The sequence below is a fragment of the Afipia sp. P52-10 genome (assembly GCF_000516555.1).
Lineage (GTDB): Bacteria > Pseudomonadota > Alphaproteobacteria > Rhizobiales > Xanthobacteraceae > P52-10.
In genome coordinates, this window is record NZ_AZSJ01000003.1 from 1652007 (window position 1) to 1670283 (window position 18277).

Sequence of the window (18277 nt, forward strand, 5' to 3'; positions counted from 1 at the left end):
AGCAAGAGTAAACCGAAATAAAGCTGGTTTGGTCAGATTGGGTCGTATTTAGTCGGGTTTACGGGAGCTCTTGCTGCGGCAATGCCGTTGCTGGCCGGCTGCCCACAGCCCGGCCCGAAGGGCGATGCCGGGTCAGGACACCTTTTCACGCAGCCAAGATGAAAGACCGGCATCAAGGATCATTCGAGAGAGCCTGTCTGGTCCGACGAGGATCACCCCATCGTGGCTCTCATCCTCGGGGATTTTGCCCGTGTGCCATACGAAGAACATGCGGTCGTAAGCGTCGGCTTCGGCGAGGCGGCCGACGTAATCGGAAAGTGCCGCAGCCGTGGCCTGCGACTTCACCTGCACGAATGCACGCTCGCCGGTGCTCGGCAGAACCAGTTCTAGATCGACGGTTTTCTGAGTTCTGCCAACAACACTCACTCGACGCCACCCGCTGGTCGAGAACACCAGATCGACGAGAAGCTCGAAGTCCTGCCAAGTGAGTAGCCGCATGAGACTGATGATGGCTTTCATCAGAGCGCGCTCGGCCTCTTCCGCTGCAGCGACCTCTGGCGATAACTCGTCGCCGAGCTTTCGCATGAGGTAGCTCATGGCTTTGACGTCGCAGATTGTCCCGCGGAACATCTGCACTTTCAGCAAATGGCCAGACAGGCGATCCGAAGTTAGAGGGGTGCCACCCAAACTCGTGCTGTGCCATCCATCGACAGTGGGGCGGCGGTGGCTGCCATCCTCGAGAAGTTCGACGGGGCCGCCGGGTCGGCACCAGTACATGAGGCCACCCACGAACGTGATAAAAATGGTGTTCTCGTCGGCCTCATAAAAGGTGCGGATCTGCGAGACGTCGCGGGTCGCGGCACCGGCATCGCCACGAATTTCCTTCATGGCAGCCCACACACCATTCCAATCACCGGCGAGGCAGAGGTCGTGGGGAGATTCACGATAGCCGAAGCGCAAGACCGAGTTGCGCAGGCTCTCGGCTTCCCAGCTTCCGCCGCGGCCCAGCTTAATATAGTACGCGCGGGAGGCTGAAATGTTAGACATTTGAAGATCCCCAGCGAGCACTCAAGCAAGCGCTCCATTTGCGTTCCGCTCGATCTCGCCGATCGACGCCAAAATCTCTGCGAAATCCGGAGCGGCGCCAAAGATCATGGCCGTGGTGTTGCCATAGTCGCGCCTGAGCGCCTCGACCATTCCGTCGACAGGTGCGAGGGCAAATGAGCCTGGGGTGGCAGAGGCCAGATCATAATCGGGGCGGTCGAAGAACATGCGCGCGTGGCGCACGCAGTCGGCGCCAAGATCGCGATCTGCAAGCGCCGTTTTTCCGACCTCCGAACCAAGCAGGCAGTGCAGGTCGTAATAGTGTCGCGACACGCGCTGTCCTTCCTGCCGGAGAATGCCGCGCCGCTCGTACCAGCGGCGCAGGCCATGCGCGATCACCACCTTGTCCCAGAAGGTGCGCGTTGCCTCGATGGTGGTCACGTCGCCGATCGCCAGGTCGAGCCCTGCTGCTTCCTCGCTGATGTACGGATGGATCGTGACGGGGCGGTTGGGGTCGAGAGCCGACTTTGCGCCGGATTCGATCCGCACGGCCGGCCGCACATAGGTTCCGTCGCGTGGCTCGACCTCGGGATACCAGACGAGCAACGTCTGGCCATCGGGATCGGCTTCGTCGATCTCGACGCGCCCGGCGCCATTGGTGGTCTCGGCGAGCTGGGCGCTGAGAAATTCGTGAAGCGGGCCTGTAATGTAGGCACGGCACGCGTCCCGGATCGCATCAAGCCTGGCGCGACGCTTCTTGTTCGACAGAGCCTCCAGTTCCTCGACCGAAGCGACCTCATTGAGGTCGTCGCGGAAGACGGTGACGTCGATGTCCTCAGAAAAGCGCTCGATCAGGCCATGGGCTTTCGATAACGAGGTGCCGCCCTTGAACAGCAGGCGTGGTCCGCCGGCTGGCCGTTCGTGATAGAGCGCATTCAGCGTCCAGCAGACCCAGAAATCCTTCTCGACATTGCCGATCGGCGTGCCGAGCCGATTGGCGGTGGTGAGAAACAAATCGAGCCGGTCATTCGGCGGCGCTGCGATGACCTGCCTGTACGCGGCGCTGGTCATGGCTGGCCCTCGTCCGCATCGGTTGCACTGAGCAGGCCTCGCAAGAACTCCTGCATCCAGATCGGCAGCGCCGATAGGCCGGCGCGCAGATCGTCGCGGATAGGCTGCCCGTGCTGCGGGTCGGCGAAAAGGCGGCGCAGCGCGGCATGGACGCGGGCGCGCTCATCGTCCTGCGCGAGCATGTCCTGCATCCAGTGCAGCGCTTGGACAACGCGCATCGCCGGCCGGCCGGCCCAATAGAGGCGGCTGGGCGCGGCGAACTTGAAATGGATCTCCTGCTTTCCGAGCTTGATCGGCTTCAGGCGTGCATCAACCAGCACCTCGATGCGCGCGGGCACTGCGGTGGTGAGGCCGAGATCGTTGGCGGCGGTCATGCCGTCCACCACAGCGCGCGCCTGGTCGCGGCGGGTGACGGCGCGGATGACGGCGCGATAATCGGGTACGGCGGGGCGGCCGGTCAGCTCGTTCTTTCGGGGCCGGTCGTAGAGACCGCGGTCAATGCGGCGCAGATCGCCTGCGGCGGCAAGGCGCTGCAGGGTCTTATCGACAGCGGCGCGGCTGCCAAGGTCGGCAAAATCGCCGGGCGTCCAGACCTCGTTCGGGCTGGAGGCGATCCGGGCGAGGAGCCGGGAGCGGAGGTCCATATCATGCGCTGAAGTTGCCATGTCCGAAATATGATACATCTTTCGGACAGATGCAAGATTATGTCTGAAAGCTGCTACATTTTTCGGACAAACAGGGCTTGCTCTGCTGTCCGAAGTCTGCGGCAAACTTCGGACACTCACGCCCCGGTCGCTTCCAGCTTCCGCTCGGACCGACCACGGCGAGAGGAGCGAGAACGCGATGGCGTCGCCCGCCCATCGAGCAGGTCGGCCATCTCATCGGCCACCTGGTCAGCCGTCATCCTGAGTGCTTCGTCGATGTGGACATAGCGCTGCGTGACGCCCCTGGCGGAATGGCCGAGGAGAGCCGCGATCGTCAGCTCGGAAAAGCCGAGATCACCCGCAAGGCTCGCATAGGTGTGCCGCAACGTGTGCGGAGTAATGTCTGCCAATCCGGCCTTCTGACAGACGCGATCGAGAACGCGCACGACGCCAATGAAATGACCCTCGCCCCAATCGGCCGGAAAGAAGAACGGGGACTTGGTTTTGGGCTGGTCTAGAAGCAGATCGATGGCGGCCTGGCCGATCACGCGAATCTGTGCGCCGCTCTTGGTATCCGGAAAGCGGATGGCGCATTCCTCTTCGTCCAGCCAGGTGCGCTGCAGCCCGAGCGCTTCCATGCGCCGGAAGCCGGTCAGGAGGAGGAAGCGGATGGCGGCGAGGCCGGTCGGATGTTCGCCCTCCTGCGCAGCCGCCCGCAGCGTCTTGCCCAGCCGTTCGATCTCGCTCCGGCTGAGCCGGCGCTCGCGCGGTGCGCTCGCGAGCCTGCGCACGCCCTTCGCCGGATTGGCTTCGATCTTTCCGAGGCGAACCGCGTGCTCAAAAATCGAATGCAGCGTCGACATGGTTCGCGCGGCCACGCCGTCGCCGCCGGTGGTGGCGCCGCCGCGGCTGCCCGCGCGAGGCTTCGAGGTCTTGCCGGCCGCGATGTCTGCCTGCGCGCCTTCGACGTCGCCGAGCTTGAGGGACGCGACTTGGCGGCGGCCGAGGAGCGGCTTGATGTGCGCCTCAATGCGGCTGCGGTCCATCGCCAGCGTGGACGGCTTGATCGGCCGCCGACGGCGGCCGAGGATCCGCCCGGCTTCCGCCTCGGCCAGATACCAGTCGCAGACTTCGGCGACGGTGAGCAGGCCCGCCGCCTTCGCTTCCTCGGCGACCGGATCGACGCCCTTGGAGACCGCGACCAGCTTCTCATGGGCGAGCTTGCGAGCTTCTTCGACCGTCATCAGCCCATATCGCCCGATGACGGCTCTCCGGTTCCTCCCTTCCGGGGTGCGATACTGGATGACGAAGCTCTTGAGGCCCGACGGCATCACCTGCACGCCGAACCCGCGCAGCTCGCGATCCCACACGAAATGCTCCCGAACCTTGACCCCATCTCTCGAAGGTTTCGGAGCCTTGAGCGCGTCCACGATCCGCTTTGTGATCTTTTCCGTCGCCATATCAACACCTTGTCGAATTTTTGCTTAGAATCGCCTTACCATACCCTCTATCGAAGCCGATTCCAAGCATTTCGAAGCAAGTCGGCGGCTACCTTCCGGATAGGTTCGGCGAGACTGATGTCAGATACCATATTGATTTATAGTGTTAAATCGTGCCGTAGCGTGAAGCCGGATATGGCGGCGAAAGCTCGTCGGGCACCTTGCCAAGGTTGGGGTCGAGGGTTCGAATCCCTTCGCCCGCTCCAGAGCAATCTCCTAAATTCCAATCATCTCGTTGTTTGCTGCCCAGGGTATAGCCTGAAGGTATGACGTCCTGACGGCGTCAGCGTCTTGGCCTGCCGCCCAATATTCCTTGCAATCCCGATCACTCGTATTTCGGAGCCAAGCGATCGGCGCTTCCGAGCGCCTGGATGCGGCGTTTCTGATGCGGCTCCACCGTTCCATCAGGATCACAGCGCTGGCCTGCTCGCGTTCTCGCCGGCAGGCTGGACAGGACGCGCGGCCTCTTGTTTCTTTGCTGCGGAAACCAGGGTCCGGCTTTCTCCCCGTGACGAGCGTTTCAGACAACCTCGCAGACGAGGACCAACGATAGAGCACCGCGCCTTTGGGAGGGCCGCATCGATGAAGGATTTCGCAGGTAAAATCGCTGTCGTGACCGGCGGCGGCACCGGCATGGGGCGCGAACTGGTGCGCCAGCTTGTCGCCGAGGGCTGCAATGTCGCGATGTGCGACGTGTCGGCGGAGAACATGGCTGAGACCAAGCGGCTGTGCGAGGCGGAGAAGCTGCCGCAGGGCCTGCGCGTGACCACACACATCGCCGACGTCTCGATCGAAGATCAGGTGCTGCGTTTCCGTGACGAGGTCGCCGAACAGCAAGCCACCGATCGCATCCATCTGTTGTTCAACAACGCCGGCATCGGTGGTGGCGGCAGCATGCTCAGCAACAGCCGCGAGCAGTGGGACAAGACCTTCGGCGTCTGCTGGGGCGGCGTCTACTACAACACCCGCGCCTTTCTGCCGATGCTGCAGAAGGCCAACGAGGGCCACATCGTCAACACCTCCAGCGTCAACGGCTTCTGGGCCTCGATTGGCCCTGGCCTGCCGCACACCGCCTACAGCGCGGCGAAGTTCGCCGTGAAGGGCTTCACCGAAGCGCTGATCAACGACCTGGCGATGAACGCGCCGCACATTAAATGTTCGGTGGTGATGCCGGGCCATATCGGCACCTCGATCGTCTCCAACACCCGCATGGTGCAGACCGGAAGCGAGTCGGGCGAGCTGAGCGCTGCGGAACTCGAGGCCGCCCGCAAGCGGCTGGCGGCGTATGGCGTTGACGTCGCGCAATTGTCCGATGCGGATATCCAGGCGAAGTCCGCCGACCGCGCGCGGCGCTTCCGTGACGAGGCGCCGATGACGGCGGCGGCGGCAGCCAAGGTCATCCTCGACGGTGTGAAGGCTGATCGCTGGCGCATTCTGGTTGGCGACGACGCGCATCTGCTCGACAAGCGCGTGCGTGAAAATCCGGAAGCGGCCTATACCCTCGACTTCTTCAAGAGCTTTGCCGCGGCGTCCGGCTGGCAGCTCGGTGGCTGACCGGCCGTTTCGTTTACCAACGCCCTCCATCGCCTAGCGCACGCGCGCGGCCCCCCTGCATGACCGATGCGGCAGGGGTGTCGTTCCTCGTGGCGCAGCCCTTGCGCATTGACCGTGATGAGCCGGCGCATCAAGGTCTGTGTGCGATTTTCGTTTTCGTGGGCCGCGAAGGAAACTGCCGCATGACCGCACAAGTGACGTTCGAACCTGCTTCTGTTGTTCGTGCGGAGGCGGGCGGCTTCGGCGCCGTCATCACCCATGACGATTTCGATGCGCTGGTGGCGCAACCCGGATTCGCCGATGCGCTGGTCGGATTGTTGGCGAAGCACCTCGTCATCCGCATCGATGCGCCGCCGTTCCAGGCGGCGTCGCTGGCGGCGATCGCCGCGCGTCTCGGTCCGCCCTCGGTGAATCGCGGGCCGCGGCTGCCGGGATTCGATGCTCTCATCCAGTTCGAGAGCGCAGGCAAGCCGGACGCCGATCCGCAGAAGGATCGCGATGCGGCGCAGATCCTGCACCACGATTCGGCCGGGCTGGCCGAGCCGCCGGCTTACGCGATCGTCAACACCAAGACCCATCCCGGCGAGCCGGCCCTGCATTCATGGATCGACATGCAGGCGGTCTATCGCGATCTGCCTGCGACGCTGAAACGGACCATCGATCCCCTGCGCTGTGTCCATCCGACCTATCCGGAGGTCGTGTCGGCGGGCGTTCATCGCGATCTGAAAGATCTTCCCGCTGATATCCGCGAAACGGGGCCGGACCATCCGCTGGTGGTGCGCAACCCGAACACCGGCGAGCCCACGCTGTTCCTGTCCGTCAGGCGCGACGCCAAGATTTTGGGAATGGAGGCGGCTGAGAGCCGGGCGCTCCTGACCGAGCTTTGGGATATCGTCGAGGCGTCGCCGCGCCGCTGGCGTTCGCTGGTTCGTGGCGACGATATCTTCATTTGGGATAACATCGCCACCGTGCATGATCGCCCGCCGTTTTCTGCGCGCGAACCGCGTAAGGTGTGGTTCGCGAATCTCGCTCCCGTCGTTCCGCAAGCGGCGTTCGCTGCCTGACTTGGGGTTAAGCGACCCGGCGGGCGGCCCTGTGAACCGAAATAGGCTTGTCCATGCTGGTCGTCCATCATCTCAACAACTCCCGTTCGCAGCGGGTGCTCTGGCTGCTCGAGGAGTTGGAAGTCCCCTACGAGATCAAGTTCTATCAGCGCGGCCCGGACATGCTGGCGCCGAAGGAGCTGCGCGCCGTGCATCCGCTCGGCAAGTCACCGGTGATCACCGATGCCGGCCATACCATCGCCGAGTCCGGTGCAATCCTTGAATACGTCACCGAGAATTACGGGAACGGCCATCTGATCCCCCGGCCGCGTACGCCGGAACGCCTGCGCTACACCTATTGGCTGCATTACGCGGAAGGATCGGCGATGACGCCGCTGTTGCAGAAGCTGGTGTTCACGCGGTTGCCGAGCCGGGCGCCGGTGTTGCTGCGGCCGGTAATGACGATGGTGTCCAGGCAATTGAATGCCAACCTCGTCGATCCTGCCCTGAAGCGGCATATGGATTACTGGGAGCAGGAGCTCGGCAAGTCCGAGTGGTTCGCCGGTGACGAATTCTCCGCCGCCGACATCCAGATGAGTTTTCCGCTGGAAGCCGCGTCCGCGCGCGGCGGGCTTTCGGCCGGCCGGCCGAAATGCATGGCATTCCTGGAGAAGATTCACGCAAGGGCGGCCTATCTGCGCGCGCTGGCGCGCGGCGGTTCCTACGCGCTGGCGCGCTAAAGCATGATCCGGAAAGGTGCAGCGGTTTTCCGAACAGATCATGCTTAAATAAACAAAGGGCCCGCGCACGCCGGTTGCATTACTCCCTCAGACCTCCGGAAAGCCAAACAGCCGCTGCGGATTGTCCACGAGGATGCGGTTGCGCAGTGTTGCGTCGGGCGCCCAATCGGCGAGCGTATCGAGCAGGTCGGCGACCTGCATCATCACGCCCCAGTTGGTGACATGCGGCCAGTCCGATCCCCAGACGCAACGGTCGGGGGCGGCTTCGATCAGCGCTTGCGCGAACGGGACCGTGTCACGATACGGTGGCCCCTCGGCGCTGTTGCGATAGGCGCCCGAGAGGCGGACCCAGCCGCCGTCGCGCACCAGCGAAACCAGCGTGCGAAAGCCTTCGTTCTGCATCGTCTGCGTGGTCTTCACACTGCCCATGTGGTCGATCAGGAAGGGGACTGGCAACTTGCTGAGGCGCGCTGCCAACGGCACGAGCTGACGCGCGGTGATGAGGAACTGCAGGTGCCAGTCCATCTCACGGCAGATCGCGGCAAAACGTTCGACCGTATCGCCGTCGAGCGCGCGGTTGTGAAACAGGTTGGCGCGGAGGCCCACGACGCCTGCCTCCTTCAGCGCCGCACGCTCTCGGTCCGGGCAGTCGGGGGCGATCACCGCGATGCCGCGCAGCCGCTGCGGATGCGCACGCAGCGCCTCGACCATGAGGCGGTTGTCGGTGCCGTGCACGCTGACCTGGGTCAGCACGCCATAGGTCATGTCCGTTGCGTCCAGCATCGCGACGTAGGACTCCGCTGTCGCCGGTGGCGGCGTATAGGCGCGTCCGGGAATGAAAGGATAGTCGGGCGGCAGGCCGATCACATGCGCATGGGTATCGACGGCGCCGCGCGGGATCGGAAAGCGCGACGGCCTGCGCTGGGTTGTCGGAGCGGGCGGGCAGGCCGGCGCGTCTTCGGTCGCAAGCGGTTCGGTCATCTCGTTCCTCCCGGCTGTTGCGGGCCGGCCTTATCGCTGGCCGATTCCTGATGGTGATGTGAGCCTATTGTCCCGCCGCGAACGCGCCGCGTGTGCGCGGATCGGGCGCACCGGCGAGTCCGTCGGGTGTGATGGCGATGGAGTTGGCGGAGGTTTGCAGCAGCGGCGTTGCGATGGTGTGGCCGCGGGATCGCAGGCCGTCCAGCACCTCGGGGGCGAAGCCGTTCTCCACGCGCACCTCGTCCGGCAGCCATTGATTGTGCAGGCGTGGCGCCGCGACGGCCGCGGCCACGTTCATGCCATGGTCGATGGTGTTGAGGATCACCTGCAGCACGCCGCTGATGATGCGGCTGCCACCAGGCGTGCCGGTGACGAGCACCGGCTTGCCGTCCTTCAGCACGATGGTCGGCGTCATCGACGACAGCGGCCGCTTGCCGGGGCCAGGCAGGTTGGCCTCGTAGCCGACCAGCCCGTACGCGTTCGAGGCACCGGCGGCGGCGGTGAAATCGTCCAGCTCATTGTTGAGGAGGATGCCGGTTCCCGCTGCCACCATGCCAAGGCCATAGCTGAAGTTCAGCGTGTAGGTGTTGCTCACAGCATTTCCAAAGCGGTCGACGACGGAGTAGTGCGTGGTGTTCTGTCCTTCGCGCCTGGGGACGGACAGATCGGCGATCGCCGATGCCGGCGTTGCCTGCTGCATGTCGATGCTGCCGCGCAGGCGCTCGGCATACTCCTTCGAAAGCAGGCGCTGCATCGGCACGTCCACCATCGCGGGGTCGCCGAGATAGCGGGCGCGATCGGCGTAGGCGCGCTTCATCGCTTCGATCATGACATGCAACGTGTCGATCGAAGCGGCCCCCATCTCCTTCAGCTTATAGCCCTCGAGAATGTTGAGCATCTCGATCAGCACGGTGCCGCCCGACGATGGCAACGGCATCGATATGATGTCGTAGCCGCGATAGCTGCCGCGGACCGGCGTGCGGATCACCGGCTGGTAGGNTTTCAGATCCTCAAGGGTCATGATCCCGCCGTCGGCTTTGATGGCGTCGATCAGCTTCGCTGCGACGTCACCTCGATAGAATCCTGACGGACCTGTCGCGGCGATGGCCTCAAGGGTTCTGGCCAGGTCGGTTTGCACGAGCCGGTCACCGGGGCCGAGGGCACGGCCGTCAGGCCTCAGGAAGATCGCGGCCGATGCGGGCCAGCGTGCAAACATCTCGCGTGCGCTCGGCAGCGAGTCGGCCGTGTCGTCCTCGATGGGGATGCCGTCGCGCGCGAGGGCGATCGCCGGCGCGATCAATTCCGCCAGCGTGAATTTGCCGGAGCCGTATTTCTCCCAGGCAAGAGCCAGACCCGCGACCGTGCCGGGAACGCCGACGCCCAATACCGAGCTGCGCGATTTTGCCGGATCGGGTTTGCCGTCGTTACCGAGAAACATGTCGCGGGTCGCAGCCATCGGCGCGGTCTCGCGATAGTCGATGGTGATGGCTTCGTTTCGTTCCGCGTTGTGGATCACCATGAAGCCGCCGCCGCCGAGGTTGCCGGCGCGCGGATAGGTGACGGCCATTGCGAAGCCGGTTGCGACTGCGGCGTCGACCGCGTTGCCGCCGCGCGCCAGGATGTCCGCGCCGATCTCGGCGCCGCGCCGCTCCTGCGCGACCACCATGCCGTTCTTGGCGATGACAGGCTGTCGGGCTGCGACGGTTGCAGGCACATAAGGCGTGCGGTGTGCGTCCTGGGCGTGCGCAACGAACGGCAGGATCGCGAGCGCGACAATCGCGAAGGCTGTGCCTGACGCCATGACTCTGAATCGATTCACGTCCTGCCTCCATAAGCACACTTGGCGCATCAGCGGGAATGCTACACCGCTTTCGCGGTAACAAGCCACCTGATTGGCCGGAACATACAACCGGACAAAGTCCAAGCGATGCGTTGCTGAACGCCTGGTTGCGTTCGGCGAGACGACAACGCGCTGTTAGCGCTTGTCCCGATTCACGATTGCTGAAAGTCTACCGGCGATTCTCAAAGAGGTGCAGATTGACACCATCCTACAACGTGGCCGTGGACGACACGTCCGCAAGGCGTTATGCGCCGCGTTCCGCTATCATCGGTTGGCTGTTGTTCGACTGGGCGGCGCAGCCTTATTTCACCCTGATCACGACCTTCGTCTTCGCGCCTTATTTCGCAACCTACGTCGCGCCCAATCCGGTCGTGGGCCAGTCGATGTGGGGATACGCGGCTGCGTCGGCGGGCCTCGTCATCGCATTGCTGTCGCCGGTGTTCGGCGCGATCGCCGATGCCGCCGGACGCCGCAAGCCATGGATTGCAGCTTTCGGCCTGTTGCTGATGATCGGCACGGCTTTACTCTGGCTCGGAACGCCGGGGGGAGATCCGGGTGTGGTGATGCTGGTGCTGATCGCCTATGCGATCGCCACCGTCGGCGTCGAGTTCGCGACCGTATTCAACAACGCGATGATGCCAGCACTCGTGCCGCCGGAGCGGATGGGCCGCCTTTCCGGCACCGGCTGGGCGATCGGTTACGTCGGCGGCATTCTCAGCCTCGTCGTCGTGTTGGGTTTCCTGGCAGGCGATCCGAAGAGTGGACGAACGCTGTTCGGTCTTGCGCCGCTGTTCGGCCTCGATCCCGCAACCCATGAAGGAACGCGTATTTCAGGGCCGCTGACCGCGCTGTGGTTTCTGCTGTTCGTGACACCGATGTTTCTGTTCACGCCAGATCTAACGGCGAAGCGTCCGGCAGCGGCCGCCGTGCGGGAGGGATTTGCCGAACTGAGGGAGACACTGCTCCGGCTGCCCCAGAACAAGATGCTGATGACGTTCCTGATCGCCAACATGATCTACATGGACGGGCTCGTCTCGCTGTTCGCCTTCGGCGGCATTTACGCGGCGAGCACCTTCGGATGGCATACGATCCAGATCGGCACCTTCGGCCTGATTCTCGCGATTGCCGGTACCTTCGGCGCGTGGCTCGGCGGCAAGCTGGACGACAGGATCGGGCCGAAGAAAGTGATCGCCGCGAGTCTCGTTGCGCTGCTCATCGCGCTCGCGGCGATTCTCATGATCGACCGTGATTCGATCCTCTTCGTGAAAGTGGCGCCGCCGGTGGACGGCGGGCCTTTGTTCGGAGCGGCCGCCGAACAAGCCTATCTGGTGATCGGCTGTGTTCTCGGTTTTGTCGCCGGGCCGCTGCAGGCCGCGTCGCGGACGCTGCTGATTAGGCTGGCGCCGATCGATCGGATCACCCAGCACTTCGGCCTGTTCGCGCTGACCGGCAAGATGACGTCGTTCGTCGGGCCGCTCGCGGTGGCGTCGGTCACGGCCGCGACGATGAACCAGAAATCGGGGATGGTGATCCTGATCAGTTTCTTCCTGATCGGGCTTGGCCTGTTGCTGCGCGTGCGGGATTGAAGCCCCGCCGTGCGAGGCCGTTAGAGGGTTTTCGCGCGAAGCCTGCACTGATCCGGAATGGAAACGGGCTCGCGTAAAGAAAACGCGTCAAACAAGGATCGAGCTTTGGTTCTGATTCGATCAGAACCAAAAACGCTTTAGTGCCGGAAGTGCCGCGTTCCGGTGAAGACCATGGCGATGCCGTGCTCATTGGCCGCCTTGATCACCAGATCGTCGCGCATCGAGCCGCCCGGCTGAACCACCGCCGTCGCTCCGGCGTTGATGGCGGCAAGCAGTCCGTCCGCGAACGGGAAGAAGGCGTCCGAGGCCACTACCGAACCCCGCGTCATCGGTTGCGCCAGTTTCGCTTCGCGCGCGGCGTCCTCGGCTTTCTGCGCGGCGATGCGGGCCGAATCCACCCGGCTCATCTGACCGGCGCCGATGCCCACCGTCGCCAAGTTCTTGGCATAGACGATGGTGTTGGATTTCACATGCTTGGCAACGCGGAACGCGAATTTGAGGTCCTGCAGTTCGGCGGCGGTCGGCTTGCGCTCGGTGACAACCTTGAACTCCATATCGTCGACCACGGCGTTGTCGCGGGTCTGCACCAGCATGCCGCCGGCGACGGTCTTCACCGTCAGGCCCGGCGTGCGCGGGTCGGGCAGGCCGCCGGCGAGCAGCAGCCGCAGGTTCTTCTTGGCGGCGATGACGGCGATCGCATCGTCGGTCGCATCCGGAGCGATGATGACTTCGGTGAAGATCTCGGTGATCGCGCGGGCCGTATCCGCGTCCAGCGGACGGTTCATCGCGATGATGCCGCCATAGGCCGAGACCGGATCGCAGGCGAGCGCCTTGCGATAGGCGCTGACGAGATCGGTGCCTTCGGCGACGCCGCACGGGTTCGCATGCTTGACGATGACGCAAGCGGCGGTGCGCGCCGCGTCGAACTCGCCGATGCACTCATAGGCCGCATCGGTGTCGTTGATGTTGTTATAGGAGAGCTGCTTGCCCTGCACTTGGCGCGCGGTGGCAACGCCGGGGCGCGTCTCCGGCGTGCGGTAGAACGCCGCCTTCTGGTGTGGGTTCTCGCCATAGCGCAGCGCTTCGGCCAGCTTGCCGCCGAAGGCGCGGAAATCCGGCGCTTCGATCTTGAGCTCGGCGGCGAACCAGTTGGAAATCGCCGCATCATAGGCCGCTGTGCGGGCATAGGCTTTGGCTGCAAGCTTGCGGCGCAGGCCGAGGGTGGTCGCACCGCCGTTGGCGGCGAGTTCGGCGAGCAGGGCTGCATAGTCGTCCGGCTCGACCACAACAGCCACATCGGTGTGGTTCTTGGCCGCCGCGCGGATCATCGCCGGGCCGCCGATATCGATATTCTCGATGCAGTCTTCCTCGCTCGCGCCCTTCGCGACGGTCTGCTCGAACGGGTAAAGATTGACGACCAGAAGGTCGATCGGCGCGATGCCGTGGGCGTCCGCCGCCTTCTGATGCTCGGCATTGCCACGAATGGCAAGAAGGCCGCCATGCACCTTCGGGTGCAGGGTCTTGACCCGGCCGTCCATCATTTCAGGAAATCCGGTCAATTCGGAAACGTCCCGGACCTTCAAGCCAGCGTCGGCAATCGCTTTGGCGGTACCGCCGGTCGAAACCAGCTCCACGCCATGGCCGGCCAGCGCTCGGGCGAAGTCGATCAGTCCGGTTTTGTCGGAAACGGAAAGCAAAGCCCGAGTGACGGGGCGCAGCGTATCGGTCATGGGGATGATCCTGGCGGAAAGGCCGCCCGGTAGCACGATTCCGGGGCGCACGAAACCACCCATGATTCGTCGCGGGCGGTTGGCCACAGGCCATGTCGCCTCAGCCCGTGCGCTTTCCTATGGAATTGATTCTACGTGAGAAATTTAGAGCGGCAGCTCAGGCTCACGCCGCGCATTGCGGCGTGCGGTGGTCGCGGCCACCCCGCCGGTGGAACGGCTGAAGCTCCAGCGGATGCTCGGCACCTGACGCGCGTTCTGCCGAATCACGATTTGCGCGGTGCGCCGGGGGCCATCGGATCCCGCGAGGAACACGCTATCCTCCAAATCGACCTTGTCCTCGCGGGTCTCGAACGTCCACACGTCGCGGTTCGGCAGCACCAGCATCACGCCGCGCGCATCGCTCAGCCGGCTCGCCTTGATCGCGGGGTGCAGATGGAAGCGCAGCGCAAAGTCGCCATTGCCCATCCGCGCGGATGCGCCTGGCGCAGCTTCGATCGCGTCCTCGCCGTCGATCTTGCTGCCGTCGCTGGACAGCATCACCGCGCGGCGGTGGATGATACCGAAGCGCCGGGCATAACCATCGTGCGAAGCGGTCAGCAGCACGCCGTCCGGCAGATTTTCGCGATAGGCCTCGACGTTGGCCGGCCCGGACACGATCAAGGCGCCATGCAGCAGGCGCTTCATCGCCGACAGCGCGACGAATTCGCAGGAGGAGGTGTCGCTGAAGGTCAGCACCGAATGCGCCGCGGTCTCGCGTGCAAACGTGCGCCAGTTGTCGCGACCGCTCGTCGGCATGCCGCAGTTGATGACGATGCGGTTGGTTCCGGACGACAGTTCGAACGACAGGCAGCCGGCATGGGCATCCTGGCTGACATTCGGCGGCGGCGAGGCGCCGGTGTCCATGATGACCGCGGTGGACGCGGCATCGAGTCGTTGGAAACCGCTGTGCGGCATGCTCGCCATCGGGCTGCCGTGCGCGTCGTCATAGGCAAGCAGCGTCGCCAACAGGTCCGATGGCGTGTTGCTCATGCCGTTGAACAGCGCGAAGTTGCCGTCGCCGTGCCGGAAGAAACGCAGCATCGGCATCATGCGATCGATCGCATTGAGCAGCATCGGCGGCGGCGCGATGTTGCGGGCGGCGAAGGTCTGACGCAACGGCAAGAGATCGAGCAGCAGTTCGATCAGCGCCGACGGGTTGCGCGAGATATGGCCGCCGTCGGGAAGGATCTGCCGCTGCAGTTCCTCGGACAAACGACGGGTGATGCTGCGGATGTGCCGCGCGTGGTTGGCAAGGCACAGTGAGGCATAGCACAGCGCGATCAGCACCTGCAGCCGCGGCACGCCATCGGCGGCGGTCAGCATCGTGTGGCGGAGGTAGCGGATCTCACGGGCGAGATTGCGCAGATAGCGGCGATAGAATCGGCCGTCGGTGTCGCTCAGCAGCAGTGGGGCCTGCGACAGGAACGAGATTACCCGTCGGGCCAGCACGTCCGCGCGCCAGGCCGTCTTGCTCGCATGCTGTTGGCTGGACAGCCATTCCTCGACCAGTGAACGGGCATTGGCGCGGGTGATCGCCGAATCGGCGGCGCGCAGGTGCCGCAGCCAGCCGAAGCCGAGCAGGGCGACTTCCCAATCCTCCGATGGAGGATCGAGCAAGAACACCGAGCGGCCATGGCAGGTGACGATCTTGCCGGCGAAGACGAAACGGCCTGCATAGATCTCCGCCGCGCGGGTCGCGTCCGCCGTCCGCAGCTCCTGCGGCGAGATCAGCAGTTGATCGGTCCGCCCTGGCCAGACGCGCCAGAGCACGAACGAGTTCCAGCTGGCCCGCGCCACCACGTTCCTGGCGAAGCGGGAGGCGACGAGACCCGAAACACGTCGATGATAGGCGACAGATCGGCGCGCCATTGCTGAATGAGTTTCTCCGCGCCCTTCGGCGTCATGTCGGTGAGTGATGCAGCCCCAAAAGGCCAGCCGCCCTCGCCGAATAGGTCCGAGTCAGATGTCTCGAATCGGACGCTTCCGGCAAGCGCGGCAAAGCACGAACCGCATCATAGCGAAGGCGGCGGATTCGGCCAAATCGAATTGGGAATAGTCGAGCGCCGTCAGGCTTTTATCAGTCGGGCGGCGTAGAAGCCGTCCAGTCCGGCGAGCCGTGGGTCCGGGCGCGCCAAGTGATTCGGCAGGGTCCGCAAATCGCCCGCAGGCGAGATCAGTTCGTCGAGGCCGGCGATCTCCGACGGGTCCACCGGCACGCGGCGCAAGCTTGTTTCCTCTGCAAGCAGCCGCTCGACGGCCTGTTCGCCTTCCTCCGGTTCGAGCGAACAGGTGCAGTAGACGAGGGTGCCTCCGGGCTTCAGCAGCGAGACGGCCTTGTTCAGCAGGCGCTGCTGTAGGCCCGTGAGCGCGGCGACGTCGGAGTCCTGCTTCAGCCAGCCGATATCCGGATGGCGGCGAATGGTGCCGGTCGCGGTGCATGGCGCATCGAGCAGGATGGCGTCGAACGGCTCGTGCTGCCATTCGTCGGCATCGGCGACGACAACCTCGGCAGACAGAGCGAGCCGTGACAGGTTGTCCCGGAGACGGCGGATGCGCGCCGGCGAACGGTCGACGGCCGTGACGATCGCGCCCGCATGCGCGAGTTGCGCGGTCTTGCCGCCGGGAGCTGCGCAGAGGTCTGCGACGGTTTTGCCGCGCAGGTCGCCGAACAGGCGGACCGGGAGTGCGGCGGCCGCGTCCTGCACCCACCAGTTGCCTTCGTCGAAGCCTGGCAACAGCGTAACTGCGCCATGCAGCAGCGTGCGAATGCTGCCGGTTGGCAGCAGCTCGCCGTGCAACCGCGTCGCCCAGGCCTGGGCATTGGCCTTCACGGTGATGTCGAGCGCGGGCTCGTGGTGAATGGCCGCGGTAATGGCGCGCGCGGTGGTCTCGCCATAATGGGCGCTCCAGCGTTGAAACAGCCAGGGTGCGACATCGACAACGTGCTGTCCCGCTTCCTCGCTCAGAGCCTGGCCGTCGCGGGCGCAACGCCGCAGCACCGCGTTGACGAGGCCGACATATTTGGCGGCGCGTCGATCGGCCTGCACGAGCCGCACCGACAGGTCCACCGCGGCATGATCGGGGACTTCCATCCACAGAATCTGGGCGGCGCCAAGCAGCAGTGCGGTCTCCGCGCGTTGCGAATCGGTCGGCGTGCCACGGTCGAGCAGACGGGACAGGATGAACCGCAAGGTTCCGAGACGCCGCAACACCGTGGCCGCGAGCCGCCGCATCAAGGCGCGATCGCGGTCGCTGAGTGTCTTCACCGCCGGATGCGCACTGACGCCGTCGAGCTGATCGTCCAGCGCGCGTCGCCGCAGCAGCACATTGTCGATGATGTCGGCCGCGATTCGGCGCGCAGCTAGACCCGGCACTTCCGTCTGCAGGGCAAATTTCGATGGCGGCATAAGGTACTTCGGGTCTCAGTTCGAAAACGGCGGGGCCGGAACAACGGTGTGTTCGGAAGCATTGATATGCATCAAATAAGCCAAATATAAGAAGCCGATGACGCGGCGCACGGGACTATCCAACGGCCGCGGACGAAACCGAGCACAGCGAAAGTGACGTATCTGTTCGCAGACGCATGACGCCCGCCTGCCGGGCAAGATTAAGGTGAGTGCGATGGACGACGCTGAGATCGACAAGACAGCGACGCAGGCTGCCGGCGCACCGCCGCGCAAGCCGCTGACACCCGCAGCCCAACGCGCGCTCGCCGAGGCCGCCGAGCGGCGCGCCAAGGCAGAAGCCGAAGCCGCACAGCGGCCTGCCGAATTCCAGGGACCGAAGGGGCCGGAGCCGACGCGATTCGGCGATTGGGAGCGCAAGGGCATCGCCTCCGATTTCTAAGGCGCGGCGCGAGCGACGTGCTTCGCCCTTGCGCGGATCCGCGACTCGCGTCTATATAGACATATGTTCCTATATCGTGGAATAAATACCCCGCACCGCGGACGTTCGTGGCAGGGCCGGTTGACCGCCGTGCTGCCCTGGCTTGTCGTGCTGGCCATTGCCGCAGGGTCAGCGCTGCCGTTGGGCGATTGGGCGGCACGGCTTGGATTGCCGCGGATGGACCAGCAGGCGCAGCGGCAGCGCGATAGCGACATCATCGTCCAGCGCGCCGGCAGTCCGGCGGCGCGCTATCCGGTGGAGGTGCTCTACACCGTTGATGGCGACACCTTCGATGCGCGCATCGCCCTGTGGCCCGGCCGCGAGCACCGCGCGCGGGTCAGGCTGCGCAACATCGATGCGCCCGAGCTTCATGCTGCGTGTGAGCAGGAATTGCAAAAGGCCGAAGTGTCGAAGCGGGCGTTGCGAACTCTGCTCGGCGAAGGCGGGGTCTCGATCTACAACCTCGGTCCCGACAAGTACGGCCGGATCGTTGCCGATGCCGCCACCCGGACGACGCCGAATGTCTCCGCTGCGCTGGTCGCCGCCGGGCACGCGCGCAGCTATCTCGGTGGTCAGCGTCAGAGCTGGTGCGACGGCGCCGGACCGTAACCGGTCCGTCCG

15 protein-coding genes are annotated in these 18277 nt (G+C 64.6%); 6 read left to right on the plus strand and 9 right to left on the minus strand.

All coding sequences use genetic code 11. The features are described 5' to 3' along the window. Positions 1 to 132 precede the first annotated feature (132 nt). The 4 genes from X566_RS09170 to X566_RS09185 form a co-directional block, all read right to left on the minus strand. Complete coding sequence (locus tag X566_RS09170) at positions 133 to 1047, minus strand: restriction endonuclease (RefSeq protein WP_034468229.1); 915 nt, start codon at positions 1045 to 1047, stop codon at positions 133 to 135. Positions 1048 to 1068: 21 nt separating this feature from the next. Then, entirely contained in the window at positions 1069 to 2115 is a 1047-nt protein-coding gene (locus tag X566_RS09175; protein ID WP_034465435.1) for a nucleotidyl transferase AbiEii/AbiGii toxin family protein, read from the minus strand. Then, entirely contained in the window at positions 2112 to 2759 is a 648-nt protein-coding gene (locus tag X566_RS09180; RefSeq protein ID WP_244434709.1) for a DUF6088 family protein, read from the minus strand. The genes X566_RS09175 and X566_RS09180 overlap by 4 nt, the downstream gene beginning before the upstream one ends. A gap of 137 nt (positions 2760 to 2896) precedes the next feature. Further along, a complete protein-coding gene (locus X566_RS09185) occupies positions 2897 to 4219 on the minus strand; it encodes a site-specific integrase (RefSeq protein WP_034465437.1) in 1323 nt (440 codons plus the stop codon). A gap of 621 nt (positions 4220 to 4840) precedes the next feature. Between X566_RS09185 and X566_RS09190 the strand changes: the two genes are divergently transcribed. The 3 genes from X566_RS09190 (at position 4841) to X566_RS09200 (ending at position 7595) form a co-directional block, all read left to right on the plus strand. After that, positions 4841 to 5812, plus strand: a complete 972-nt coding sequence (locus tag X566_RS09190) for an SDR family oxidoreductase (protein WP_034465440.1) — start codon at positions 4841 to 4843, stop codon at positions 5810 to 5812. 182 nt (positions 5813 to 5994) lie between these two features. Then, a complete protein-coding gene (locus tag X566_RS23890; RefSeq protein WP_160170459.1) occupies positions 5995 to 6876 on the plus strand; it encodes a TauD/TfdA family dioxygenase in 882 nt (293 codons plus the stop codon). A gap of 53 nt (positions 6877 to 6929) precedes the next feature. Further along, complete coding sequence (locus X566_RS09200) at positions 6930 to 7595, plus strand: glutathione S-transferase (protein ID WP_034465442.1); 666 nt, start codon at positions 6930 to 6932, stop codon at positions 7593 to 7595. A gap of 87 nt (positions 7596 to 7682) precedes the next feature. Here X566_RS09200 and X566_RS09205 read toward each other — a convergent pair whose 3' ends face one another. Together X566_RS09205 and ggt are read right to left on the minus strand one after the other, a co-directional pair. After that, positions 7683 to 8576, minus strand: a complete 894-nt coding sequence (locus X566_RS09205) for an amidohydrolase (protein ID WP_034465444.1) — start codon at positions 8574 to 8576, stop codon at positions 7683 to 7685. 64 nt (positions 8577 to 8640) lie between these two features. Then, positions 8641 to 10377: a gamma-glutamyltransferase gene (gene ggt, locus X566_RS09210; RefSeq protein ID WP_034465445.1), complete on the minus strand. Its 1737-nt coding sequence runs from the start codon at positions 10375 to 10377 to the stop codon at positions 8641 to 8643. 236 nt (positions 10378 to 10613) lie between these two features. Here ggt and X566_RS09215 point away from each other — a divergent pair, with 236 nt between their 5' ends. Then, on the plus strand, positions 10614 to 12002 hold the full coding sequence (locus tag X566_RS09215) for an MFS transporter (protein ID WP_051443969.1): 1389 nt from the start codon (positions 10614 to 10616) through the stop codon (positions 12000 to 12002). Between the two features lie 137 nt (positions 12003 to 12139). Here the strand turns inward: X566_RS09215 and purH are convergent, their stop codons facing one another. From purH to X566_RS09230, 3 genes are all read right to left on the minus strand, one after another. Continuing rightward, entirely contained in the window at positions 12140 to 13732 is a 1593-nt protein-coding gene (gene purH, locus X566_RS09220) for a bifunctional phosphoribosylaminoimidazolecarboxamide formyltransferase/IMP cyclohydrolase (RefSeq protein WP_034465448.1), read from the minus strand. A gap of 144 nt (positions 13733 to 13876) precedes the next feature. Next, the gene (locus tag X566_RS09225) at positions 13877 to 15640 is read right to left on the minus strand and encodes a heparinase II/III family protein (RefSeq protein ID WP_034465449.1); all 1764 of its coding nucleotides are present in this window, start codon (positions 15638 to 15640) and stop codon (positions 13877 to 13879) included. A gap of 197 nt (positions 15641 to 15837) precedes the next feature. Further along, on the minus strand, positions 15838 to 17178 hold the full coding sequence (locus tag X566_RS09230) for an RsmB/NOP family class I SAM-dependent RNA methyltransferase (RefSeq protein ID WP_034465450.1): 1341 nt from the start codon (positions 17176 to 17178) through the stop codon (positions 15838 to 15840). 214 nt (positions 17179 to 17392) lie between these two features. Here X566_RS09230 and X566_RS09235 point away from each other — a divergent pair, with 214 nt between their 5' ends. Both X566_RS09235 and X566_RS09240 read left to right on the plus strand, forming a co-directional pair. After that, a complete protein-coding gene (locus X566_RS09235; protein ID WP_051443970.1) occupies positions 17393 to 17617 on the plus strand; it encodes a DUF1674 domain-containing protein in 225 nt (74 codons plus the stop codon). Positions 17618 to 17746: 129 nt separating this feature from the next. Further along, positions 17747 to 18265, plus strand: a complete 519-nt coding sequence (locus X566_RS09240; protein WP_244434711.1) for a thermonuclease family protein — start codon at positions 17747 to 17749, stop codon at positions 18263 to 18265. Positions 18266 to 18277 lie beyond the last annotated feature (12 nt).

Excerpts from the sequence above, each read along its gene's own strand:
- X566_RS09230 (WP_034465450.1), bottom strand. The coding sequence starts at position 17,178 with ATGCCGCCATCGAAATTTGCCCTGCAGACGGAAGTGCCGGGTCTAGCT.
- X566_RS09175 (WP_034465435.1), bottom strand. The coding sequence starts at position 2,115 with ATGACCAGCGCCGCGTACAGGCAGGTCATCGCAGCGCCGCCGAATGAC.
- X566_RS23890 (WP_160170459.1), top strand. The coding sequence starts at position 5,995 with ATGACCGCACAAGTGACGTTCGAACCTGCTTCTGTTGTTCGTGCGGAG.
- X566_RS09190 (WP_034465440.1), top strand. The coding sequence starts at position 4,841 with ATGAAGGATTTCGCAGGTAAAATCGCTGTCGTGACCGGCGGCGGCACC.
- purH (WP_034465448.1), bottom strand. The coding sequence starts at position 13,732 with ATGACCGATACGCTGCGCCCCGTCACTCGGGCTTTGCTTTCCGTTTCC.
- X566_RS09205 (WP_034465444.1), bottom strand. The coding sequence starts at position 8,576 with ATGACCGAACCGCTTGCGACCGAAGACGCGCCGGCCTGCCCGCCCGCT.
- X566_RS09200 (WP_034465442.1), top strand. The coding sequence starts at position 6,930 with ATGCTGGTCGTCCATCATCTCAACAACTCCCGTTCGCAGCGGGTGCTC.
- X566_RS09180 (WP_244434709.1), bottom strand. The coding sequence starts at position 2,759 with ATGGACCTCCGCTCCCGGCTCCTCGCCCGGATCGCCTCCAGCCCGAAC.
- X566_RS09225 (WP_034465449.1), bottom strand. The coding sequence starts at position 15,640 with ATGGCGCGCCGATCTGTCGCCTATCATCGACGTGTTTCGGGTCTCGTC.
- X566_RS09170 (WP_034468229.1), bottom strand. The coding sequence starts at position 1,047 with ATGTCTAACATTTCAGCCTCCCGCGCGTACTATATTAAGCTGGGCCGC.
- X566_RS09235 (WP_051443970.1), top strand. The coding sequence starts at position 17,393 with ATGGACGACGCTGAGATCGACAAGACAGCGACGCAGGCTGCCGGCGCA.
- X566_RS09185 (WP_034465437.1), bottom strand. The coding sequence starts at position 4,219 with ATGGCGACGGAAAAGATCACAAAGCGGATCGTGGACGCGCTCAAGGCT.